Below are 21,700 nucleotides of genomic sequence, written 5' to 3' on the forward strand. Positions count from 1 at the left end.
AAATCCTTGTTGCTCTTCGAAAAATGTCTTACGTTGTCATTAACGAAATGACAACGTTGTCATTTCGCAATGCCTTCCTTGAGCAGGAAGGTTTCCGGGCAGTCCTGACCATCCATCGACGACCAGTTCCATTCACATGCATCGCGCATCAAGTAGCAAAGGAGCTCTATGGACGCCATCGTAAAGATGCTCGAGAAGCATCAACCGTTCTTCGAGAAGATCTCGAGGAACATCTACCTCCAGGCCATCAAAGACGGATTCCTTGGGTGCATGCCCATCGTCCTTACCTCTTCGATCTTTCTGCTGATCGCCACCCTTCCCGGCGTAGTTGGCATCACGCTGCCCCAGCCGCTCATCGACTGGTGCAACAAGCTGTACAACTTCACCATGGGCGTCATGGGCATCATGGTTGCCGGCACCACCGCCAAGAACTTCACGGCTTCCATGAACCGTCGCATGCCCGCCGGCAAGGTGCTCAACGACGGCTCCACCATGGTTGCCGCCCAGTGCAGCATGCTGCTGCTCGCTGTTACGCAGTTCACCACCAAGTTCAACGGCTCCGAGCTTTCTGTCTTCGATTGCACCAGCATGGGTACGCGCGGTCTGTTCTCGGCCTATATCGCCGCGTTCATTACCGTGTGGGTCTATAAGTTCTGCGTCTCGCGCGATCTGACCATTAAGCTGCCCAAGGAGGTTCCGGGCGCCATCGCTCAGAACTTCCGCGACATCATCCCCTTTGGCGGCGCTGTCATCATCTGCGGCATCATCGATGTCGTCGTGCGCAACCTCATGGGCGTTCCGTTCTCCGAGCTGCTCATCAAGCTGCTCTCCCCGCTCTTCACTGCGGCAGAAAACTATCCTGGCCTTATCCTTATCCAGGCAGCCACCGCGTTCTTCTGGTTCATCGGTGTCCATGGTCCTTCGATTGTCCAGCCGGGCATCGACCCCATCCGTCTTGCCAACCAGGCTGAGAACCTGCAGGTTCTGCTGGCCGGCGGCCACCCCGCCCACTCCCTCACCTTTAACATGTCGCTCGTGGGTGAGTTCGGCGGCACCGGCGCCACGTTCATCGTGCCGCTTCTGCTGATTCTCTTTATGAAGTCCAAGCAGCTCAAAGCCGTCGGTAAGGCCTCGATTGTTCCTGTTGCCTTCGCCGTCAACGAGCCGCTGCTCTTTGGCGCGCCGATGATCCTTAACCCCTACATGCTCATCCCCTTTGTTGCCGCCGGCTGCGTCAACGTAAGTGTTGCCAAGTTCTTTATCGACAACGTGGGCATGAACGGCTTCTCCTTCGTGGTGCCTTGGGCTACCCCTGCCCCCATCGGCATCTTCATCACCACGAACTTCCAGCTTATCGCCCTGGTATTTGTCGCGATCATCATCTTGCTGGACGCCATCATCTACCTGCCGTTCTTGAAGGCATACGATAAGCTGCTCTGCGACCAGGAGGCCGAGCGCGCCGCCGAGCTGGGTCTCGAGTCCGATGGTGCTGCCACCATCACCGCCAGCACCTCTGCGCCCGCTGTCGAGCAGACCGCCGCTTCCGTCGAGCCGACCGCCGCTGCCGCCGACAGCAAGCCTGTCGCCGATCAGCCCGAGCCCGCCTCCGACGCATCCGCTAAGAAGGATGTCGATGGCCTGAAGGTCCTCGTCCTGTGCGCCGGCGCCGGCACCTCTGCCATGCTCGCCAACGCCATCAAGGAAGGTGCTGCGCAGACCGGAGAGAACATCGCTTCCTCCGCAGGCGCCTATGGCCAGCACACTGCCATCATGGATCAGTACGACGTTATCGTGCTCGCCCCGCAGGTTCGTAGCTACTACAACGACATGAAGGCCGACACCGATCGCCTGGGCATTAAGCTGCTCGCTCCCCGCGGTAAGGAATATATCGACCTTACTCGCGACCCCGCTGGCGCCATCAAGTGGCTCCGCGAGAACCTCGACTAGTTCCTCCCTCTGTTGGTGCCCGGATTCCCGGTTCGGGCACCTCTCCCTATTCGTATCCCACAGAAAGGATGACTCATGACCAACCCCATGCAGTTCCCCGACGGCTTTGTGTTTGGCGGCGCCACCGCTGCTTACCAGGTTGAGGGCGAGACCCGTACGCACGGCAAGGGCAAAGTGCCCTGGGACGATTTCCTGGCTGCTCAGGGTCGCTTCTCCCCCGATCCCGCAAGCGATTTCTACAACAAGTACCCGGTCGATATCGACCTGTGCCAGCGCTTCGGCATCAACGGTATCCGTGTCTCCATCGCTTGGAGCCGCATCTTCCCCAGCGGCACTGGTGAGATTAACCCCGAGGGTGTTGCCTTCTATCACGAGCTCTTTGCCACCTGCAATAAAGCCGGCGTTATCCCCTATGTCACGCTCGATCACTTCGATACGCCCGAGGCCTTTTACCAGAACGGCGGCGAGGGCTTCCTGACGCGCACGACGATCGACGCCTTTGTCGAGTACGCCAAGTTCTGCTTTGCCGAGTTCACCGAGGTCAAGCACTGGTTTACCTTTAACGAGATTCCCGCGACCGCCGAGGGCAGCTTTATCGTCGGCAACTGGCCGCACGGCGAGAAGTATCGCCTGGACAAGGCCTTCCAGCTCATGCACAACATGATGGTGGCCCATGCCAAGACCGTCGTCGCCTTCCACGAGGGCGGCTTTGAGGGCGAGATCGGCATTGTCCAGAACCTGGAGCCCAAGTATCCCCTCGACCCCAACAACGCCACCGACTGCGAGGCAGCTCGCATGGCCGACGTCATCAACAACCGCTGGGTACTCGACGCCACCTTCCGCGGCCACTATGCAGCCGACACCATGGAGGCTGCGACCAAGCTGGCCCATATCGCCGGCGGCGAGCTCGACGTCCGCGACGAGGACATCGCCGCGCTGACCGCCGCGCTCCCCTACAACGATTGCCTGGGCGTCAACACCTACAAGTGCCAGTTCCTGCGTGCCGCCGAGGGCGAAAACGACATCAACCACAATGGCACCGGTGACAAGGGCTCCTCGCGCTGGTTCCTCAAGGGCGTGGGCGAGTCATGCGTGCGCGAAGGCGTACCCACCACCGATTGGGACTGGATTATCTATCCCGAAGGCCTCTACGACCTGCTGCTCCGCATTAAGAACGATTACCCCAACTACAAGAAAATCTACATCACCGAGAACGGCATGGGCTATAAGGACGACTTCGAGGACGGCTTTATCGACGACGCCCCTCGCATCGACTACATGCGTCAGCATCTCGCATGGATCCTCAAGGCGATTGACGGCGGCGTGAACGTCGACGGCTACTTTGTGTGGTCGCTGCAGGACCAGTTCTCCTGGACCAACGGCTATAACAAGCGCTATGGCCTGTTCTACATCGACTTTGAGACCCAGAAGCGCTATCCCAAGGCGAGCGCGTACTGGTACAAGAACGTCGCGGAGACCGGCCTGCTCATGGCCTAACTTCAGCCGCGTATCCCCTGTCGGCCGCATGCGAATCCCCCACGGGTTCGCATGCGGCCTTTTTTGTTTTTGGTGAGCCCGAGCAGGCCGTTTATCTCGATCTGTAACATCTAGCAGGGATTTTCAATCCTAACTGTTATAGATTTAGACGAACGGGCGACCAGGGCTGAAAGATCTCAATCTGTAACACGTAGCCCACTTTTAACCGTCTAACTGTTACAGATCGAGACAATAAGATAGTCAAATCCGAACTTTCCAAGCAGTTATAAAGCATGGTTTCTAGTTTTCGGTATCACGAACATACTTTCGGTATCATTTAATGATATTATGATATCGAAAGTATGTTCGTGATACCGAAAGGAGCCGCATGCGCCAGTTCGATTACACCACAGTCCCAGCGGAACTCGAAGCAACTCCAATCACCAACCTCCTCCTCTCGATACGCGAGCATAAAGGCCGTCAGCTTGCTCTGAGTCAAGTCAAACCCGAGCTTCTATCGTCCCTAATGGAGGAGGCTAAGATCCAAAGCACCCGGTCCTCCAACGGACTTGAAGGAATTGTTACCACCCAAAAAAGACTCAAAGCGATCATGGCGTATTCCGCCAAGCCAAGCTCCCGCGCAGAGGAAGAAATTGCTGGATACCGAGATGTGCTGTCGCTTATTCACGAGCAACACGATTCCATTCCCGTAACGCCATCGGTCATTCTGCAGTTGCATCGTGACCTCATGGCGCACACGGCAATCTCGTATGGAGGCCATTGGAAAGATAGCGATAACGAAATCGTCTCCATTGACGATCAAGGAAATCGATTTGTGCGCTTTAGGCCCCCTTCGGCCCTAGCAACCCCGGGACTTATTAAAGAAGCCTGCCAGTCCCTCAACGATGCTTTATCTCGCCAAGTTTGCGATCCCCTCCTTATATCGCTCCGCTTTATCTTCGATTTTGTTAGCATTCATCCCTTCAACGATGGCAATGGCAGGATGAGCCGGCTCCTTACAACGCTGCTGCTCGAAAAGACTGGATACGACGTTGCGCGTTACATCAGCATCGAACGACTTATTGAAGACAACAAAGCGCTTTACTACAACGCTCTCGCTGCAAGCTCCACTGGATGGAATGAAAATCAAAACACCGAAGTACCCTTTATCCGTTTCATGCTCGGAACAACCCTGGCCGCCTACCGACAGCTCGAGCAGCGTACCTTAATTGAATCAAGCACTCGTCCCATGTCGAAGCAAGCGCGCATCGCCGTTCTATTTCAACAGAGACCCGGCGTCATTAAGAAATCCGACATCCGATCCAACTGCCCCGATATCAGCGAGGTCACCGTTAAACGAACCCTCGGTCAGCTTGTTAGTTGCAGCGCAATCGAAAAAACAGGAGCGGGTCGTTCGACAGGCTACATACTCAAAGACGTCCATGCTCTAGAACTATTCTTGCAATCCACAATACCCGATAGCGAGGCCGCAATAACAAAAGAGGCTCCAAAGGATAAGCTCCTTGAACGTATAAACCACGCCGAGGATGAAAGCAAAGAGGGGCTCTATGAAGACTATGATTCATTCTCAAGGGACATAAAGACGAAATACGGAGTCTAGTCATATCTCAGAATAGCCTCATCCTTGTTGCTCAAAGTTATTTGCGCGTCATTGTAAAGCGGTACCCCCGCGCCGGCAGGGGGGCAGATGTATCGCCTGCCGATCCTGCTGGAGTCGGCAATCAGATAGCGCGTATCGACCTTGCTAAAGGCGAGCTGCTGGATGCGGCCCTCGTCCATGTTGGACGTGGACACGTCGCCGTCCAGAATACCGTTGGCGCCGATAAACGCCGCATCGATGCCCAGCGCGCGCAGGGTATCCTCGGCCGTGGGCCCCACAAAGGCGGCGGTGCGGCGGCGGTACATGCCGCCCACCAGGCACAGCTCGCAATCCTCGCGCGCCTCGAGCAGGCTAAAGGCCGAAAGCGAATTGGTCACATAGATGAAAGTCAGCTTGTCGGTGACTCGGAGAGCGCCAATGCGATCTCACGACGGTTGCGCTCATTGTCTCAATTAGATACTCAACGAAATACGGCCCCGCAGCTCAATAAGCTGCAGGGCCGTACTATACACCGACGAATCAACGACGGAGTGCATCCACTATTTGGCCAGCTCCTGAACGATCCAGTCAATTGCACCTTCGGGATCGTTGGTAAGGTCGATATACTCCTTGCCCCTTGTGGTGAGCAGTTTAATTCCAAGGCGATCGGTATCGGCCTTCATAGCGTCATAGTACATGCGTGCCTGGGGTGCCAGAACAATCACGTTGTACTGATCCATCGTCTCATAGTGGCTTCCGTACGCACCGGACTGAGAAACCAGATCGATACCCTTAGCAGCGGCACCTTCGCGAAGAGCATTTGCCAAGAGAGTCGAAGTGCCGGCACCCTGGCAAAGCACAAGCACGCGGATCTGCTCCGCCTTGTCCTTTACCGCCTCGAGAGCTTTTGCGACATTTTCCTGTGCGGCAATAGCATCTGCATCCGAGGTTCCTGCAGTCTCCTTTGCAGACTCTTCCAAACAAAGCTGATGGTCATACGCCTTGCAGAACGGATAGTAAATCACAAAGTCAACGACCAACAGCACTGCCATCAATACGAGAGAACGCAGATCGAGACCCGTGGTGAGGAATGCACCGATTGGGCCGGGAAGCGCCCACGGCATGGTATACATGGGGGCGTTCATTCCAATGACGTCAATGAAAAATTTACCGATAATGGCGTTGACCATAGGAGCCACTAGGAAGGGCACGAACATATAGGGATTGAGAACAATCGGCATACCGAAGATAACGGGCTCGTTAACTCCAAAAATCACCGGGATAATCGATGCCTTGCCCATGGCTTTAAGCTGCTTGGAGCGCATAAACATGATCAGGATAATAGGAACGATGAACGTGCAGCCAGAACCGCCCAGACCGCCGATGAAGCTTGTAAAGTCCTGCGTGAGAGCAATTGACGGGTGTCCACCTGCTTGGAAAACCTCAAGATTGGTAACGGTATTGCCGTAGAGCGCAGCATTGATCGGACTCATGACAACCGAAGCACCGTGGATACCCATAAATTGGAAAAGTGCGACCGCGCCTTCGATAAGCGCCATGCCAGGATAGGTGTCAACCGCGGAGAACAGCGGCGAGATGAGAGCGGATACCAAATTGGCGAACGGCACAGCAAGCAGCTTGCGGCTCGCAAGATCGATAAAAGCGCACGCAAGGATCGAAAACCCAAATGCAAAGATATCGCGAAAACTCTGCGCAATAGAGCCAGGGACCTCTTTGGGGAGCTTGATCGTCACATTATGGCTAATGCACACCTTATAGATATTAACGGTCAAGAATGCGGCTACGAACGCAGCGAGAAAACCCTTGGTTCCCATATAGCCGGTTTCAAAAACAGATGTATCTGCTCCGCCAATCGAGACAACATCGTTCGTCACCGATAGCAAGAGCATGCCGCACATGGCACAAACCATGCACGAGGTGGGGTTGAGAGATTTACCCGAAGGCATGCGACGGTTCATCGACATGGCAAGTGAGCTCGCCGTGGTGCCGGCCACCATAATGCCAAGAAGCCCCATGGTATATGCATAGATTTTATTGAAGAAATCCAGCACCTCAGGCGGAAGCGTGATGCCTACATAGGCAGGGAGCGTCGAAAGAAGAAGGAACAGGCTCGAGAACAGCACAATTGGCATATTCGAGAGAAAGCCATCCTTGATCGCCACCAGATAAATGTTCCTCGAGATTTTGTCGAAGAGAGGCTGGTGTTTTTCAAGGAATTTGACGATAGCGTCCATAACACATCCTTTCATGATTCCCGGGCACACAACGATTTATCCGGACTCAACCGTCGTCGTCCCCGTTTGTATCCACTTATGTAAGTGAATACGTTCTTGTGCGAAATGTAATATCATTTGCGCGATTTGTCATAACCAATTCTTTTTCCGCTTTGTCGATATGTCAAGAATTCAAATACTTATTCGGTGAACGGTAGTTGATTAATATAATGTTTTCCCAGCTAAAGGCTATTTTTTCCGAGCAGTACAATAAGTTTGCAACCGTTCACCGATTGGATATAACATATTGAATATATTGTTGTAACAATATTAGAGACAATGTCACAAGCCTGTCGTTCTAGTCAAAGGAAGTAACAATGCCCAAACGATTACTGAACATGTCCGCATCCGATTTTGCCGCCACGTCACCCATGGATCTAAAACAGGCAATTCTGGCTTCCGAGGGACGTACCATCATGGCGGAAAACGTACCCTCTTCCCAATTTCTCGGCGGCGTTACTAATGCAGAAATCGAACGTGCCGCAGGTGCCGACCTGCTTCTGTTTAACGCGCTCGATGTGTTCGATCCAGTTATTGCCGGTATTCCAGATGATCTCAATGAAAACCCGGTCACTTGGGTGAAGCGAGCATGCGGAAGGCCCATTGGCGTCAATCTGGAGCCAGTTGATAACGAGGCAGAGATGTCTGAATCCCGAACGGAAATCCCCATGGGTCGTCGCGTCTCTCCCAAGACCTTAGAAAAGGCTAACGAACTCGGATTTGATTTTATCTGCCTGACGGGCAACCCTGGAACCGGCGTCTCCAACGATGCAATCGCCCATTCGATTAAACTCTCCAAAGAGCATTTCAATGGCCTGGTCATAGCCGGAAAAATGCATGGAGCGGGCGTTGCGGAACCTGTCATGACGCTCGAAATTGCGCGCAAGTTTGTTGACCTCGGCGTCGATATCCTTCTCGTGCCAGCCCCCTACACCGTCCCTTGCTTCCAAGAAGCAGACCTGCGCGCCATCGTAGACTTTGTACGATCCCACAACGTAGGCAAGTCAATTGAAGAGAAGGTTCTCGTCATGGCGGCGAACGGGACGAGTCAAGACTCCTGCGACAGCGAGACCATTAAGAAAATAGGCCTTGCAGCAAAAGCAGCCGGTGCTGACCTCCAACATATCGGGGACTCCATGAACGGTATTTGCCTGCCCCAGAATATCTTCACGCTCGGACAAGCCCTTCGTGGATACAGGCATCAGATCGTCATGCTGAGCCGCTCTGTGATACGTTAAGGTTACCTTGCCCACGTTACATCCCGACTGAGGCAACCATCAGGTATAACCAACATGCAAACTGAGGCTCTAATGCTCGATACACACGAAAAACGGCCACTCTATTTACAGCTCACCGACGCGCTGCTCAAGCAGATCGTCGATGAATATCAAGCAGACGATAAACTTCCAACAGAAATGGAACTCTGCGACGAATACGCCGTAAGCAGAACAACCGTCCGACTTGCCATGAGTGAGCTGGAGCATCGTGGAAGTATCTATCGAATCCAAGGTAAGGGGTCGTTTGTTGCACCGAAACGCGTTAGCGAGCTCAATTCACTTTTAGACTTTGACTTTGCAAGCCATTGCGATGGCGTTGATCCGGATGCCATCACCAAACATTTCGGCGGCCTCACATCAGGTCGTCCAATTTCCGTAATGATGCTCCAACAATTTGGATGTCAAAGTCGCGATGAAATTCAGCGTCTTGAATTGACCTACGAACTTGAAGGCAGCTTCATAGGCGCTGATACGTTCTTCATTTCAAAGTCGCGCGTTCCGAATAACCAGTTAGATTTTCAGGCATTTAGCAGAATCATGGACGACTTGTCCAAGTCTATCCAATCTGTTAGGGAAAGCTATAGAGCACGTCAGCTTAGCGATTCCGAAGCCAGTAATTATGGTGTTGCAAAACTTCCGGTCATCGAACTGACTCATTATGCTTACGACTCCGGAGGCAAACTAATCTCAATTGTCTGCCGCACCGTCTTAACTGGGCGGGTCCCTTATCAAAACTTTATTTTCAAGTCCTAATGTTCTTTTTCTTTTGTCTCGATCTGTAACACGTAGCCGAGTTTTTAAGTCCTAACCGTTACAGATCGAGACAAACAAGGTAGGCCCCGCCGAATTGTCTCAATCTGTAACACTAAGACCGGTTTTGGACGTCTAGATGTTACAGATTGAGATGAATGCACAGGCCAATATCCCCAATCTAAATCTGTAACAACTAGCTGAATTATTCGGTCCTAGCTGTTACAGATCGAGACAAACGGAATAGGCCGGGTCAAAAATCTCAATCTGCAACATCTGGTTGGTGGTTTCACCCCTACCTGTTACAGGCTGAGACGATTTGATAGTGGAATCCTCATTTGCGCGTCATATCGCGTAGCGCTGACGCGCTGGTTTCCACAATGACAGGAGGTAAAAGTCCTCCCGCATCGCCTGTTGGCAATCCCGTAGCGCTAGCTAGCAAATGACCTGCGTGTGCTCCTCGATGGCGACACGATCCTCGGCGGCGATACCCGGCTCGCACACCACGGCGTCCAAACTGTCCAGGCGGCAGAAGGTGTAGAAGTCGCGCTTGCCGATCTTGCTGGAGTCGGCGATGAGGTAGCGTGAATCGGCCTTGCTAAAGGCGAGCTGCTGGATGCGGCCCTCTTCCATGTTAGACGTAGACACGTCGCCGTCCAGAATGCCGTTTGCGCCGATAAAGGCTGCGTCGATCCCCAGTGCGCGCAAGGTGTCCTCGGCCGTGGGGCCCACAAAGGCGGCAGTGCGGCGACGGTACATACCGCCCACGAGACACAGGTCGCAGTCTTCGCGCGCCTCGAGCAGATTAAACACCGAAAGCGAATTAGTCACGATGCGTAGGCGGCACGCCGGCAGCATCGAGGCCATCTGCTCAACTGTAGTGCCCGTCCCCAAAAAGATGGTCGAGCCCTCCTCGATGAGCCCAACGGCGCGGCGCGCGATCTGCAGCTTTTCCTCGGCATGCTTAGTGCGCTTTTCACTGTGCGAATACTCATGGCGCAACATAGCGTGCGGGCGACTCTGCGCACTACGGGCGCCGCCGTGCACGCGCTCGATCTCGCCTAGGCTCGCAAGCTCCTCAAGGTCGCGACGGATCGTCATGTCCGAGACACCTAACGCATCCGAAATCTCCTTAACCGAAACCGTGCCCTGCTCATCGAGCAGCTGGCGAACCCTATCCTGTCGCTCTGCCTTAATCACGATGAATCCTCGCCGTTCTATGCGTGCATATCATTCAAACAGTAACGAACAAATTGTATCAGACCCGTGCGCGTCAAAAATGAACGCCCGCACAGCTCCAATCATCACTTTTTTGAGAAAAATACCCCTTGCTTTAGTGGGGTGTAGTGATAATCTCGCCTGTTCGCGCTACAGTTTGTCGGAAATACCTCGATGTTAGGAACCAAATGATCACTTCCGAGCTTTTCGGCACCGCGCCGTGCGGTACCCCCGTTCATCGTTACACCCTCAACGGGCCCGAGATCTGCGTTCGCATTATGGACTATGGCGCCACCGTGCTTGGTATCGACGTGCCCGACATTCCCGGCAACGTGCGCGATGTGGTGCTGGGCTTCGATAAGCTCGAGGATTACTTTGACAACCCCGCCTGCTTTGGCGCGACCATCGGCCCCGTGGCAAACCGCACCGCGGGCGCCACGATCACCATCGACGGTACGGACTGGCATATGCCCGCCAACGAGGGCGCCAACAACCTGCACAGCGATCTTGAGCACGGTCTGCATAAACGCGTGTGGGACGTTGAGCTCGACGAGACTCACAACGCCGTGCGCATGACCACCTCGCTTGAGGATGGCGAACTGGGCCTTCCCGGCAAACGCACCTTTACGGCCGTGTTTACCGTTACACGCACCGGCGTCTTTCGCATCGAGTATGGTTGCGAGAGCGACCGCGCCACCTACGTGTCCATGACCAACCACACATACTTTAACCTTGCCGGCCATAACGCCGGCATGGACTGCGAGCACTTCTTTGTTGCCAACGCTGCCCACTACCTGCCCATCAACGAGCAGAATATCCCCACCGGCGAGATCGCTCCGGTCGAGGGAACACCGTTTGACTTTCGCGAGCTGCGCCCCGTCGCTCCCGGCATGGAGGCCGACGACCCGCAGATTAAGCAGGCCCGTGGCTACGATCACTGTCTGTGCATCGATGGCTATCAGTACGGCCGCAATCTCCGCCGCGCGATGCACGTCGAGGAGATGTGGACCGGCCGCGAGCTGGACTACTACACCACTGCCCCGGGCGTGCAGCTCTACACCGGCAACTGGCTGGGCGACGAGCACGCCAAGGACGATGCTAACTATGGCTGGGGCGCCGGCTTTGCTCTCGAGGCCGAGATGTACCCCGACACGCCGCACCAGCCGTTGTTCCCGCAGGGCATTGTGGGCCCGGGTCACCCCTACAGCAATGTGATCGAGTACCGCTTTATGAGGCACTAAGCCCACAATGCAACATATTGCACAGCAACGCCCGCCGGCACCACCGCCGACGGGCGTTTTGCTATCTAGTCATTGGGGACGTTCTTAAATGACTAGTCGTTGGGGACAGTCTTTAACGTTTGGCAAGAAAGACTGTCCCAATCTGCCGGCACTTGGGGACGTTCCTAAAAGGCCGGCACATAAGGAACGTCCCCAAGTGCCAAGGGTGTCCCGCTTGACTAGTCATTTAAGAACGTCCCCAATGACTAGTTGGATGGGGTCGGGATTGGAGCTGGGGAGGTAACGGATTTCTAGTTCTATGCCGAGCTTTTGCAGCTCTTTGAGGGCGACGATGTCCGCATCGTCTATGGCGACTGCGGGCGTTACAGAGCGTTTGCCCTCCCCTGTCTGCATATGGCCAATGCTGATCTTGGTAATCGGCACACCACCCTTAACTAGCGCGAGCGCATCGACGGGTGAGGCTACCATGATCAGAATCCATTGACGCGGCGTTGCGGTATGAATGATGTCGATAGTCCTTTGCACCGAGAAAAACCTTGTCCAGACGCCTTCTGGCGCCGCCGCCCTCATGGGTGCCCATTGGCGCGAATCCGCCGCGATCTCATCGTTGACGATTAGGACAAGGTTGGAACCAGTCGCCTCGTTCCACAGCTCAACGTCTTGCCCGTAAATGAAACGGTCATCGATACGCGTGAGAAGAATCTTGGGTTGAGCCATGGCTGCCCCATTCTGTTTGAGACCCATACGAGCGGGACATCACGTCTCCAATATTAGTGCATTTAAAGTGAGAAAAGCCGTCAGAACCCTTGCGCGGATGTGCGATGTCCCGTATCATAAACAGCCATTGACGCCTCAGTTGCGTCACCACATGGCCGCCAGCGTAGCTCAGTTGGTAGAGCACCGCTCTCGTAAAGCGGGGGTCACCGGTTCGAGCCCGGTCGCTGGCTCCATTGCACAAGATAGCCGCCTTCGGGCGGCTTTTTTCTTGCCGATTTATCGCACAATGCCAATCCAAGCACAACGCCGCCGGCAACTCCCCTACTCAACAAAAAGCCCCGCCAGCCGCAATCCCCAAAGGAACCGCGATCAGCGGGGCCTAAGCGCGCTCCTCCAAAGGAAAACGCTCACAACACGAACAGCTCAGCCGAGCAGCGCGTTACTCCTCCCAGTAAGCATCTGCAAGTAGCTTAAAGCAGATCTTCTTGACCGGCTGTGCGCCATCGCCCGGGAACTCGAGCGTGGGCATGTGAGGCTCGCCGGCAACGAACAGCGCGAACTTGTCGTCGGCAAGATCGCCGGCAATCGAGGCGTCTGAATCGACCAGGTCGTAGTCGTCCTTCTCGTCAAACTCCTGGACCAGCGTCAGGCTGCCCGTGGCAACCTTAAAGGCCTCGCGACCCTCAATGTCGATCTGCAGGTCGTGATAGCGCTGATGCGTCTCGTAGTGAGCCTCTGCCTCGGGACGCGTCGTGGGAGCCATGACGTTCGCAAAGACCTTGTCGCCCAGAATCGGATGGCTGCCGACCTCGAGCTGCGCCGGGTCGTTCTCCTCGAGCCAGTCGATCAACACGTCGAGGCCCTTGAGCATTCCGCGGTACTCCTCGATATCGCCCAATGCACCGTAAATCATCTAAATCCCCTCTCGGATCGCTTCTTTGGCGGCTACTCGGCAAACGCGTTACCGACGCTGTTGCCACCCACATACGTCTCGACCAGGGTAAGGTCGGGATTGAACACGACAACGTCGGCGTCGCGCCCCGACATAATGCTATCGCACTTGTCGTCGACATGAGCTAGCAATCGATGCCGGGGCCGACGCCCAAGCCCTTACAGCTCGGTCACGACAACGCCGTTGTAGACCTCGTCCCAACGATCCATAACCAAGTGGCCAGTCATGGGATCCATGGCGTTGAGCTTGCCGCAGGTGTTGGCGGTACGCAGCACCGTCTCGTCGTCTGCGCCAGCAGCGATGGCATGTGCGAAGCCTGCGATAGTGGAGTCACCAGAGCCCGTGGCGTTAACGGCAGGGATATCGGGCGTCTTTGCGCGGAACGCACGGCCATTGTGGAAGCCAACGGAGCCGGCAGCGCCCATGGACACGACGACCCAGGGGATATCGGAGAAGCGGGCATCAGAGGCAAGCGCGGCGCGGAGCTCGTCCACATCGTCGGTGGTAAAGCTCGTGCCCAGAAGGCCGTTGATCTCGGTCAAGTTAGGCTTGACCAGCTCGGGCTTAATTTCGGACTTAAGGGCGGCCTCGAGCGAAGCACCCGAGGTATCGAGCAGCACCTTGGCGCCGGCGTTCTCGGCAATGCCCGTGATCTTGGCATAGTAGTCTGCCTCGACACCGCGGGGCAGCGACCCCGAAATAGTGACGACGTCGGCCTTGCCCGCAAGCTCGGTAAACTTGGCGGTAAAGGCATCGAGCTCCTCGGGGGCAATTGTCGGGCCGCTCTCGAGCAGCTCGGTCTGGTTGCCGGCGTGGAGGATGTTGAGGCAAATACGGGTCTCGCCCTTGATGGGCACAAAGTCGTTGTTAATACCGTTGGCGTCCATGAGCTCGGCCATGTAGGCGCCCATGTGGCCGCCGAGCAGACCGGTTGCCACAACGTCGTCGCCCAGCTGACCCAGTACACGGGCCACGTTGAGGCCCTTGCCGCCGGCGGTCTTTTCGGGCGTCACACGGTTGACGTCGTCGATAATGAGCTCATCGAGCTGATAGCGCGTATCGACAGACGGGTTCATCGTAACGGTGAGGATCATTTTTAGCTCCTTATCTCGCAGGCTCCTTATGCCTCGCGATACGAGTCGACAAAACGGAATTACAGAATCTCAATCGTGAACGAGCGAACGACGGTCTCCTTGGGCTTGGCGACAAGGCAGCCGCGCTTATGCTCAAGCACGTCGTCCTCATCGGAGCAGGTCGAAAGGCCGCCCCAGGGCTCAACCGCCACAAAATCGCCCTCGGGCTTGCTCCACACAATGAGATATGGGAAGTCCTCAAAGCTCAGGCGGACGCCCTTGTCCTCGCCCTTTTTGGAAAGCGTGACCTGACGGCTCTCGAGCACGTCAAAGATGGTCTCCGCAAAATCGAAGAGCTCATGTGACAGAGGCAGCGTCTTTCCCACCATGGGGTTCTTGGAGCGATTGGTCACGTCAATCAAGCCAGTCGAGGGGACGGCGGTGCAGAGCTCCGCAGCCTCGTCCTTCTCAAAGCGCAACTCGTAGTCCGTATAGGCCTCGCCCTCATCGAGCGGACACCTAAAGCCGGGATGACCGCCAATAAAGAACGGCATGTCCTCGGTGCCCTCGTTGGTGACCTCATAGGAAACGCGCACGGCAGCGTCCTCGAGCGTATAGCGGGCGACAAGCTTAAACGGATACGGATAATCGCTCAGCAGCGCGGCGTTATCCTCCGAAGCCAGGCACATCGCCAGCTCGTTCTCGCTCTGGCTCAGCAGCTTCCACTCCTGTTTGCGCGCAAACCCATGGCGAGCGAGCTTTACATGATGCCCGGCAAACGTCATGGCGTTGTTATCGCGCAAGCCTCCGCAAATCGGGAAGCAAATCGGTGCCTGGCCGGACCACACGGCGGGATCGCCCTGCCACAGATACTCGCGACCTCCGGCCTCGATCGAGGTAAACGAACCACCAGCCGTGGACACCTTAATAGAAATCGAATCGTTGGAGAGAGCGTATTCCATTGCCCATCCTTTCGAACAACTGCTTTTTGCTCGCAAGTACCCGTCTCGGCCCTGACCAAAGGACAAACCCGCACGTTCATCGATGCGTCCGGTATCCCAGCCATGTAACGGGGTACCATACAGACATTGATGCAATTACAGCTGAAAGGCCTTCTTATGCGAACCATCATCCTCTACGCCTCGCGCCATCACGGCAATACGAAAAAGCTCGTGGACGCCATCGTCGAGGCGCACCCCGAGATCGATACCCTCGACGTGAAGTCACTCGGCAAAAACGAGTACCCCAACCTGCACGAATATCATCTAATCGGCGTCGCCACGGGCATCTATTACTCCGAGATCGACAAGGATATGGCACGTGTACTGACCAACGTGCTGCAGCCGCAGGACAAGGTGTTTGGCCTTATGACCTACGGTGGCAAAAACAAGTGGTACGGCAAGGATATCGATGGCATCTGCCGCATGAGGCAGGCCATCTTTATGGGTGTCTACGGCTGCCCCGGCTTTGATACGTGGGGGCCGTTCAAACTCGCCGGCGGTGTCCAAAAGGGACACCCGACCGCTGAGGAAATTAAGGGCGCCGTCGACTTCTTCGACAAGATCGAAGATGAGTACGGCGATATCATCGTCGAAGAGTACGCCAAACGTGAGAAGCGTCTAGCATACGAGAAGGAGCATCCTGCAGGAGGCCTGGTGGCCGGCGTTAAGCGCACGGCAAAGAAGATCGCTAACAAGCTGTAACTGTGAAGGTGCTTTTGAGCGTTTAACCCATACGGCGGGTCCGAGCAGATTCGGGCCCGCCGTCTTTTTCTATCGTTACTCGGTAAAGGCGTTGCCGACGCTCTGGCCGCCAACATACGTCTCGACGAGGGTAAGCTCATGGTCGAACACGACAAAGTCGGCGTCGCGACCCGGCATGATGCTGCCGCACTTATCCTCGATGTGCGCGGAGCGTGCCGGCACCTCGGTTGCCATGCGAATGGCGATATCGGCGCTGGCGATGCCCCAGTCAACGATGTTCTTGACGCCCTGGGCAAGCGTGAGCACCGAGCCGGCAATGCTCTTGCCGTCGGCGAGCCAGCACAGGTTGTCCTTCATGATGACGTCCATGCCACCACTGGTGTAGCTGCCCTCGGGCATGCCGCCGCAGCCCAGGCAGTCAGTGATGAGCACCGTGTGTTGCCAGCCCTTTGCCTGCAGCAGCGCCTTGATGGCGGCAGGGTTAACGTGCTTGCCGTCACAGATGATCTCGGCGTAGGTCTCGGGCGTGGACATGGCAGCGCCCACGACACCGGGCTCACGGTGATGCAGCCCGCGCTGACCGTTATAGGTATGCGTAAAGCAGCTGGCACCGGCGTTGATGGCGGCGATGCACTCATCGTAGGTGGCGTCGGAGTGACCGATGCTGGTCACCACACCCTTGGCATTCAGAGCAGCCGCATAAGCAGCGGCACCGTCGCGCTCGGCCGCCATGGCGCTCTTGACGATGCGACCGCCCGCAGCCTCCTGCCACTGATCGAAGACCTCCTCGGAGGGATCGATAAGATAAGCGGGGTTCTGCGCGCCCACGTGCTTCATGGTAAAGAAGGGGCCCTCCAGATAGATGCCCTGAATGCGAGCACCGCAGAAGTCAGGGCCGCGACCCTCGTCCGCCTGGGCGATGGCGGCGCAGGCATCCTTGATCTGCTCGACGCCATCGGTGAACGTCGTGGGCAGCCAGCTGGTGGTACCGCGACGGGCGAGCTCGGTCGAGCTGATATCAATGCCCTCGGGATCGTTATCGGTAGTCGAGTGGTTATAGAAGCCATGGATGTGAGTATCGACCATACCCGGTGCGATCCACGATCCCGTGTAGTCCTTGATCTCGCAAGAGGGCTCGTCGGCCTGCCAGGCGCCAAAAACCCCATCCTCGACCATAAGATAGCCGCCCAGTTGCGGGCCTGCCGGCAAGAAGAACTTGTCAGCCTTAATTGCGTACGTGCTCATATGCACTCCTTGCTTCTAAAGCAGTTGACTGTGGTAATGCTTATACCCGGTCCATGTAAAAACAAAAAGCGCCCGCCCGCCGTTATGAGCGGACGGGCGCCCTTACAGGGGGACGCGATTAAGCGGTGAAGGGGTGAATCGTCACACCCTTGACCACGCGGTTGACCGTGCCGGTGGGGCTCGGCGTATCGGGCGTGTTGCCCACGCGCACGGAGTTGAGCAGGCTGATAGCCTGGGCAAACATCACGAACGGCAGGGCAAGGTAGCCCTCGGGAAGTGCCTCGTAGCCCTTAAAGGTGAAGGACTCACCCTCATAGACGGTGGCACCTTCCTGCTGAACGGCGATGGTGTGCTGAGCGGTCTCGTCGCCACCGATCTCGTTGAGGATGTCGATGTCGTACTGACGGGTGTAGGCGTCGTTGTTGACGAACACGAAGACGAGCGTCTTATCGTCGACGAAGGACTTAGGTCCGTGACGATAGCCCATGGAGGTGTCGTAGGAAGTAGCGACCAGACCGTGAGCGAGCTCGAGGATCTTGAGCTGGCTCTCCTGAGCAAGGCCACCGAAGGAGCCAGAACCCAAGTAGGTCACGCGGTTGAAATCGCCAGCCAGGTAATCGGCGATCTCGGGCTCACGGGAGATGACCTCCTCGCCCATCTTGGCGATGGTCTCGACCCACTCGGCCTTCTGCTCGTCAGAGGCAGTGTCGAAAATAAGGGTGGAGAGCAGGGTCATGCAGGAATAAGAACCGGTCATGGCGAAGCCCTTGTCGTTGGCGCGCGGAATGAGCAGCGTCAGCGCATTGGGATCATCGGCAGACTCGACGGCAAGCTTGCCCTCGGGAGCGCAGGTGATGTTGAGGAACTTGACGTTGTGGACGAGCTCCTTGGCAACGGCAACGGCGGCAAGACTCTCGGGGCTGTTGCCAGAGCGGGCAAAGGAAACCACGAGCGTGGGATCCTCGGCGCGCAGGAAGTCGCGCGGGGCGCTCACGATGTCGGTCGTGGCGATGGGCTTAAAGTCGTAGAGATCAGTGTTGCCAGCGTGACGCAGGTACGGGGCGCAGGTATCGCCAACGTAGTCGGACGTACCGGCACCGGTGAAGACAACGGACAGACGACCCTCGCCCATAGCGCGAGCCTCGGCCAGGAAGGCCTCGATGGCCTCCTTGTTCTCGCGATAGATGTTGAGCGTATCACGCCAAAGCTCGGGCTGCTGAGCAATCTCGGCCGTGGTGATCTGGGCGCCGAGCTCGGTGAGCTCCTCGACACTCTTCTCGAACATTTCTAATACCTCTCTCTAGAAGTAATCCTCTGACGTGCAATTATACACTTCGGTTGGTTATCTGGTAGTAACCAGTTAAATGCAAAGAATCACCATATGGAAACGATGCGAGCACTAGTTACTGCGCTGGTGGTAAACCTTGTATTTAAACTGATCGGCACGAGCAACCGAGAGTGTGTACTCCACAACCTCGTTTGACTCGTTATACGTAGTCCTGACCAAATCGAGCACAGGCGAGCCCTCGACAATTCCCAAAAGGTGGGCATCGGTGGGACGGGCTATGCTCGCATAGAACTCCTCTTCGGCCACGCGAATCTTTTGCTGAAAGTCCTGCTCAATCACATCGTAAAGCGGCTTACGCTCCAGCAGCGGTCGCTTTAGGGACAGAAATTGACGAACCGGCAGATAGCTGCGTTCGACCATCATGGGCATGTTGTCGGCAGAGCGAAGGCGCTTGAGCTTAAAAATGCGATCACCGATGCGCAATCCCATATGCTCGGCCAGATTCTTATCGGCCTCCATCTCGCAAAACTCGAGAATCGTGGTCTCGGGTTCTCGACCCATCGCGCGCATCTGCTCGGTAAAGCTGTAGGACTGCATAAGATTGGTTGCTTTTGCCGAACGGTCGGTCACAAAGGTACCGCGACCGTGCTGCCGAACCACCAGTCCTAAACGCTCCAGTTCCTGCAGAGCCAGGCGTACCGTAGTGCGCGAGAGACCATAGCGCTCCGAAAGTTCGCGCTCGGAAGGAATCATGTCACCGGCGCGATATTCATGGTCAATCTTTTCGGTCAGAATATCGACCAGCTGATCGTACAGCGGTTGCTTACGCGCTCCGATCGCCATCCTATCCTCCCTTTTGCTCGAATTCGGCTAACTACCTAGGGTGTTATGCATTATCTGTCTGCCACACCCGAATCATTAAGAAAACAAAAGCCGCGCGCTCTTTCGAGCACGCGGCTTTTAACATACACATGGCTTAAGGGGTCGGGGTGTGAGCCGCGTAGGGACACACCCCTCAAGCTAGAGCCTTACCAGATGCTCGGCCAGAGACCAAGCGGGCCAGCGCCCAGGATGCCAAGGACGAAGAGCAGGAGAATGCCCTTGGTCGGGGTCCAGCTGTGCTTAGCGAACATGTAGTAAAGCAGCAGCGTAAGCATAAGCGGGACGAGCTTCGGGACGATGGTGTTGAGGGTGTCGGCAACAGAGAAGTTGACCGGATCCTCGGTAACGGTGCCGTAGGTCACGGACTCCATGCCGTTACCCAGATCGGTGACGCCGCACTCGACAGCGTTGCCGTCGGCATCGGAAGCGGTAAGGGCGTTGCCGTCCTTATCGGTCATGGCGATGGTACCGGCCTCAGCGGTCTCGGTATCGATGCCCTCCATACCGGTGAAGTTCTCGGCCTCCTTCTCGGAGACGATCACGGTAGTAGCGGAGAGACCACGGGTGGTGCCGTTGGGGATCTGGAGGTTGATCTGGGTGCCACCCATGGTGACGACCAGGCAACCGACGACGAAGACGCCCATGATGGAAGCGGCACGCGTGAAGGCCTGCATGTTGGCGGTCAGAGCGTCAATAGCGCTGGTGCCAAGCTTGTAGGACCAGTTCATGAGCCAGAAGCGCAGAGCGAACTGGACGGCGTTGAAGATCACCAGGAAGATGATCGGCGCAGCGGCGTTGCCGTTGATGGCCATGTTGGAGGTGATGCCGGCCGTGATAGGCACGAGCGTCAGCCAGAACAGGGCGTCACCGATACCACCGAGCGGGCCCATTGCGGCGACGCGGACGGCGCGGATCGTGGGGATGTCAACCTTGTTCTGCTCGAGCGAAAGCACGATGCCCATAACAAAGGTGACGAGGAACGGGTGGGTGTTGAAGAACTCCAGGTTGTGGCTCATGGAAGCCGCGAGGTCGTTCTTGTTGGTGTGGATCTTCTCCAGACCGGGGATGATGGAGTAAAGCCAGCCAGCGGCCTGCATGCGCTCGTAGTTGAACGATGCCTGCAGGAAGCAGGAGCGCCAAGCCATCTTGTTGAGGGTCTTCTGGTCGAGCTGCGGAGCAGGAGTGAGATCCTCGTAGTGCTCCGGGATCACATACTCATTAGATGCCATCTTCGAAGTCACCTCCGTCAGAAACAGCTGCACCCTTCAGCTCGGTCTGCTGCTGGAAGTCCCAGAAAGCGATGCCGAAGCCGATGAGAGCGAGGATGAGCAGAGCAGGGGTTGCCAGCGAATCGTTGGCAACGGTGATGAGCGCGAGGCCAAAGCCCATGAGGAAGAAGCCCCACATATCGCGGTTCATCATAACCTTGAGCAGGACGGCGAAGCCGACGAAGCGCATCATGCCGCCTGCAGCGGACAGACCGGTCTGCAGCCAAGTCGGGATGGCAGAAGCGATGGTCTGACCGATGGTAGCGCCAGCGATGAAGAACAGGGTGACGACGACAGCGAAGATCAGGCCAAGCAGAGCCATGGCGAAGTAGTTCAGGCGCTCGATGCCCTTGGTGTCCGCGTTGTGAGCCATGTTATCGGCCGTGGACATAAGCGGGGACATAAGCGTGAAGACCAGGGTAACGCCAAGCTGGCCAAGCAGAGCGAACGGAATGGCGAGGCCGACTGCCGCGTTGGGCTCGAGGCCCGTGGCGATAGCGAGAATGGCTGCCATGATGCCGCCGATGACGGCGTTAGGCGGCTGAGCGCCTCCGATCGGCATGTTGCCGATCGTCATGAGCTGATAGGTACCACCCACGAGAAGACCGGTGTTGAGGTCGCCAAGGATAAGACCGATGACGGCGCCGGTGACGATGGGCTGATAGAGAGACTCGAGGAAGTCAAACTGGTCGATTGCCGCGATGAACGTGACGACGAAGACCAGAGCGATCTGGATGATCGAGTATTCCATCTTGCTCCTCCTTTCAAA

At 56.3% G+C, this 21,700-nt stretch carries 19 protein-coding genes and 1 tRNA gene; 8 read left to right on the top strand and 12 right to left on the bottom strand.

The window, feature by feature from the left end; all coding sequences use genetic code 11:
- The first annotated feature begins 168 nt into the window (after nt 1-168).
- From I2F59_RS03645 to I2F59_RS03655, 3 genes are all read left to right on the top strand, one after another.
- Entirely contained in the window at nt 169-1,947 is a 1,779-nt protein-coding gene (locus I2F59_RS03645) for a PTS lactose transporter subunit IIBC (RefSeq protein ID WP_195503281.1), read from the top strand.
- Between the two features lie 75 nt (nt 1,948-2,022).
- Nucleotides 2,023-3,444, top strand: a complete 1,422-nt coding sequence (gene lacG / locus I2F59_RS03650; RefSeq protein ID WP_229065322.1) for a 6-phospho-beta-galactosidase — start codon at nt 2,023-2,025, stop codon at nt 3,442-3,444.
- A 367-nt stretch (nt 3,445-3,811) separates the two neighbouring features.
- On the top strand, nt 3,812-5,044 hold the full coding sequence (locus tag I2F59_RS03655; protein ID WP_006234817.1) for a Fic family protein: 1,233 nt from the start codon (nt 3,812-3,814) through the stop codon (nt 5,042-5,044).
- On the opposite strand, the gene I2F59_RS03660 is transcribed toward I2F59_RS03655, so the two are convergent.
- Together I2F59_RS03660 and I2F59_RS03665 are read right to left on the bottom strand one after the other, a co-directional pair.
- A complete protein-coding gene (locus I2F59_RS03660; protein ID WP_271739747.1) occupies nt 5,041-5,421 on the bottom strand; it encodes a sugar phosphate isomerase family in 381 nt (126 codons plus the stop codon). The genes I2F59_RS03655 and I2F59_RS03660 overlap by 4 nt on opposite strands.
- A 162-nt stretch (nt 5,422-5,583) precedes the next feature.
- On the bottom strand, nt 5,584-7,278 hold the full coding sequence (locus tag I2F59_RS03665) for a PTS lactose transporter subunit IIBC (RefSeq protein WP_195503282.1): 1,695 nt from the start codon (nt 7,276-7,278) through the stop codon (nt 5,584-5,586).
- Between the two features lie 356 nt (nt 7,279-7,634).
- Here I2F59_RS03665 and I2F59_RS03670 point away from each other — a divergent pair, with 356 nt between their 5' ends.
- A complete protein-coding gene (locus I2F59_RS03670) occupies nt 7,635-8,555 on the top strand; it encodes a DUF7916 family protein (protein WP_022094155.1) in 921 nt (306 codons plus the stop codon).
- A 72-nt stretch (nt 8,556-8,627) separates the two neighbouring features.
- The gene (locus tag I2F59_RS03675; RefSeq protein ID WP_195503283.1) at nt 8,628-9,347 is read left to right on the top strand and encodes a GntR family transcriptional regulator; all 720 of its coding nucleotides are present in this window, start codon (nt 8,628-8,630) and stop codon (nt 9,345-9,347) included.
- A gap of 432 nt (nt 9,348-9,779) precedes the next feature.
- On the opposite strand, the gene I2F59_RS03680 is transcribed toward I2F59_RS03675, so the two are convergent.
- Nucleotides 9,780-10,544, bottom strand: coding sequence for a DeoR/GlpR family DNA-binding transcription regulator (locus tag I2F59_RS03680; protein ID WP_271755878.1), 765 nt, complete (start codon nt 10,542-10,544; stop codon nt 9,780-9,782).
- Between the two features lie 206 nt (nt 10,545-10,750).
- Between I2F59_RS03680 and I2F59_RS03685 the strand changes: the two genes are divergently transcribed.
- Entirely contained in the window at nt 10,751-11,803 is a 1,053-nt protein-coding gene (locus I2F59_RS03685; protein ID WP_195503284.1) for an aldose epimerase family protein, read from the top strand.
- 222 nt (nt 11,804-12,025) lie between these two features.
- Here I2F59_RS03685 and I2F59_RS03690 read toward each other — a convergent pair whose 3' ends face one another.
- Nucleotides 12,026-12,520, bottom strand: a complete 495-nt coding sequence (locus I2F59_RS03690) for a PTS system mannose/fructose/N-acetylgalactosamine-transporter subunit IIB (RefSeq protein ID WP_195503285.1) — start codon at nt 12,518-12,520, stop codon at nt 12,026-12,028.
- A gap of 157 nt (nt 12,521-12,677) precedes the next feature.
- On the opposite strand from I2F59_RS03690, the gene I2F59_RS03695 reads away from it, so the two are divergent.
- Nucleotides 12,678-12,753: transfer RNA gene (locus I2F59_RS03695), tRNA-Thr, on the top strand.
- A 206-nt stretch (nt 12,754-12,959) separates the two neighbouring features.
- Here I2F59_RS03695 and I2F59_RS03700 read toward each other — a convergent pair.
- The 3 genes from I2F59_RS03700 to I2F59_RS03710 all read right to left on the bottom strand — a co-directional run bounded on the left by I2F59_RS03700 (nt 12,960) and on the right by I2F59_RS03710 (nt 15,507).
- Entirely contained in the window at nt 12,960-13,433 is a 474-nt protein-coding gene (locus I2F59_RS03700; protein WP_117746073.1) for a YhcH/YjgK/YiaL family protein, read from the bottom strand.
- 197 nt (nt 13,434-13,630) lie between these two features.
- Complete coding sequence (locus tag I2F59_RS03705; RefSeq protein ID WP_022093844.1) at nt 13,631-14,566, bottom strand: hexose kinase; 936 nt, start codon at nt 14,564-14,566, stop codon at nt 13,631-13,633.
- Between the two features lie 59 nt (nt 14,567-14,625).
- Nucleotides 14,626-15,507 (bottom strand): aldose 1-epimerase family protein, encoded by an 882-nt coding sequence (locus I2F59_RS03710; RefSeq protein WP_195361255.1) that lies wholly within the window; start codon nt 15,505-15,507, stop codon nt 14,626-14,628.
- A 156-nt stretch (nt 15,508-15,663) separates the two neighbouring features.
- On the opposite strand from I2F59_RS03710, the gene I2F59_RS03715 reads away from it, so the two are divergent.
- Nucleotides 15,664-16,248: a flavodoxin domain-containing protein gene (locus I2F59_RS03715; protein ID WP_195246910.1), complete on the top strand. Its 585-nt coding sequence runs from the start codon at nt 15,664-15,666 to the stop codon at nt 16,246-16,248.
- A 75-nt stretch (nt 16,249-16,323) separates the two neighbouring features.
- Here the strand turns inward: I2F59_RS03715 and nagA are convergent, their stop codons facing one another.
- The 5 genes from nagA to I2F59_RS03740 all read right to left on the bottom strand — a co-directional run bounded on the left by nagA (nt 16,324) and on the right by I2F59_RS03740 (nt 21,682).
- A complete protein-coding gene (gene nagA / locus I2F59_RS03720; RefSeq protein ID WP_022094606.1) occupies nt 16,324-17,493 on the bottom strand; it encodes an N-acetylglucosamine-6-phosphate deacetylase in 1,170 nt (389 codons plus the stop codon).
- A gap of 118 nt (nt 17,494-17,611) precedes the next feature.
- On the bottom strand, nt 17,612-18,778 hold the full coding sequence (gene agaS / locus I2F59_RS03725; protein WP_195503286.1) for an SIS domain-containing protein: 1,167 nt from the start codon (nt 18,776-18,778) through the stop codon (nt 17,612-17,614).
- A gap of 114 nt (nt 18,779-18,892) precedes the next feature.
- Nucleotides 18,893-19,624: a GntR family transcriptional regulator gene (locus I2F59_RS03730; RefSeq protein WP_022094608.1), complete on the bottom strand. Its 732-nt coding sequence runs from the start codon at nt 19,622-19,624 to the stop codon at nt 18,893-18,895.
- A gap of 185 nt (nt 19,625-19,809) precedes the next feature.
- On the bottom strand, nt 19,810-20,892 hold the full coding sequence (locus I2F59_RS03735; RefSeq protein WP_138374505.1) for a PTS system mannose/fructose/sorbose family transporter subunit IID: 1,083 nt from the start codon (nt 20,890-20,892) through the stop codon (nt 19,810-19,812).
- Nucleotides 20,882-21,682 carry a PTS mannose/fructose/sorbose/N-acetylgalactosamine transporter subunit IIC gene (locus I2F59_RS03740; protein ID WP_022094610.1) on the bottom strand — a complete coding sequence of 267 codons (801 nt, stop codon included), beginning with the start codon at nt 21,680-21,682 and terminating at the stop codon, nt 20,882-20,884. The genes I2F59_RS03735 and I2F59_RS03740 overlap by 11 nt, the downstream gene beginning before the upstream one ends.
- Between the last annotated feature and the right edge of the window lie 18 nt (nt 21,683-21,700).

Origin of the sequence: Collinsella aerofaciens (assembly GCF_015556945.1) — a bacterium.
In the GTDB taxonomy this organism is placed as follows: Bacteria; Actinomycetota; Coriobacteriia; order Coriobacteriales; family Coriobacteriaceae; genus Collinsella; species Collinsella aerofaciens_AO.

Coding starts and splice junctions, on each gene's coding strand:
- I2F59_RS03645 (WP_195503281.1), top strand. CDS start 169: ATGGACGCCATCGTAAAGATGCTCGAGAAGCATCAACCGTTCTTCGAG.
- lacG (WP_229065322.1), top strand. CDS start 2,023: ATGACCAACCCCATGCAGTTCCCCGACGGCTTTGTGTTTGGCGGCGCC.
- I2F59_RS03655 (WP_006234817.1), top strand. CDS start 3,812: ATGCGCCAGTTCGATTACACCACAGTCCCAGCGGAACTCGAAGCAACT.
- I2F59_RS03665 (WP_195503282.1), bottom strand. CDS start 7,278: ATGGACGCTATCGTCAAATTCCTTGAAAAACACCAGCCTCTCTTCGAC.
- I2F59_RS03670 (WP_022094155.1), top strand. CDS start 7,635: ATGCCCAAACGATTACTGAACATGTCCGCATCCGATTTTGCCGCCACG.
- I2F59_RS03675 (WP_195503283.1), top strand. CDS start 8,628: ATGCTCGATACACACGAAAAACGGCCACTCTATTTACAGCTCACCGAC.
- I2F59_RS03685 (WP_195503284.1), top strand. CDS start 10,751: ATGATCACTTCCGAGCTTTTCGGCACCGCGCCGTGCGGTACCCCCGTT.
- I2F59_RS03690 (WP_195503285.1), bottom strand. CDS start 12,520: ATGGCTCAACCCAAGATTCTTCTCACGCGTATCGATGACCGTTTCATT.
- I2F59_RS03700 (WP_117746073.1), bottom strand. CDS start 13,433: ATGATTTACGGTGCATTGGGCGATATCGAGGAGTACCGCGGAATGCTC.
- I2F59_RS03705 (WP_022093844.1), bottom strand. CDS start 14,566: ATGATCCTCACCGTTACGATGAACCCGTCTGTCGATACGCGCTATCAG.
- I2F59_RS03710 (WP_195361255.1), bottom strand. CDS start 15,507: ATGGAATACGCTCTCTCCAACGATTCGATTTCTATTAAGGTGTCCACG.
- I2F59_RS03715 (WP_195246910.1), top strand. CDS start 15,664: ATGCGAACCATCATCCTCTACGCCTCGCGCCATCACGGCAATACGAAA.
- nagA (WP_022094606.1), bottom strand. CDS start 17,493: ATGAGCACGTACGCAATTAAGGCTGACAAGTTCTTCTTGCCGGCAGGC.
- agaS (WP_195503286.1), bottom strand. CDS start 18,778: ATGTTCGAGAAGAGTGTCGAGGAGCTCACCGAGCTCGGCGCCCAGATC.
- I2F59_RS03730 (WP_022094608.1), bottom strand. CDS start 19,624: ATGGCGATCGGAGCGCGTAAGCAACCGCTGTACGATCAGCTGGTCGAT.
- I2F59_RS03735 (WP_138374505.1), bottom strand. CDS start 20,892: ATGGCATCTAATGAGTATGTGATCCCGGAGCACTACGAGGATCTCACT.
- I2F59_RS03740 (WP_022094610.1), bottom strand. CDS start 21,682: ATGGAATACTCGATCATCCAGATCGCTCTGGTCTTCGTCGTCACGTTC.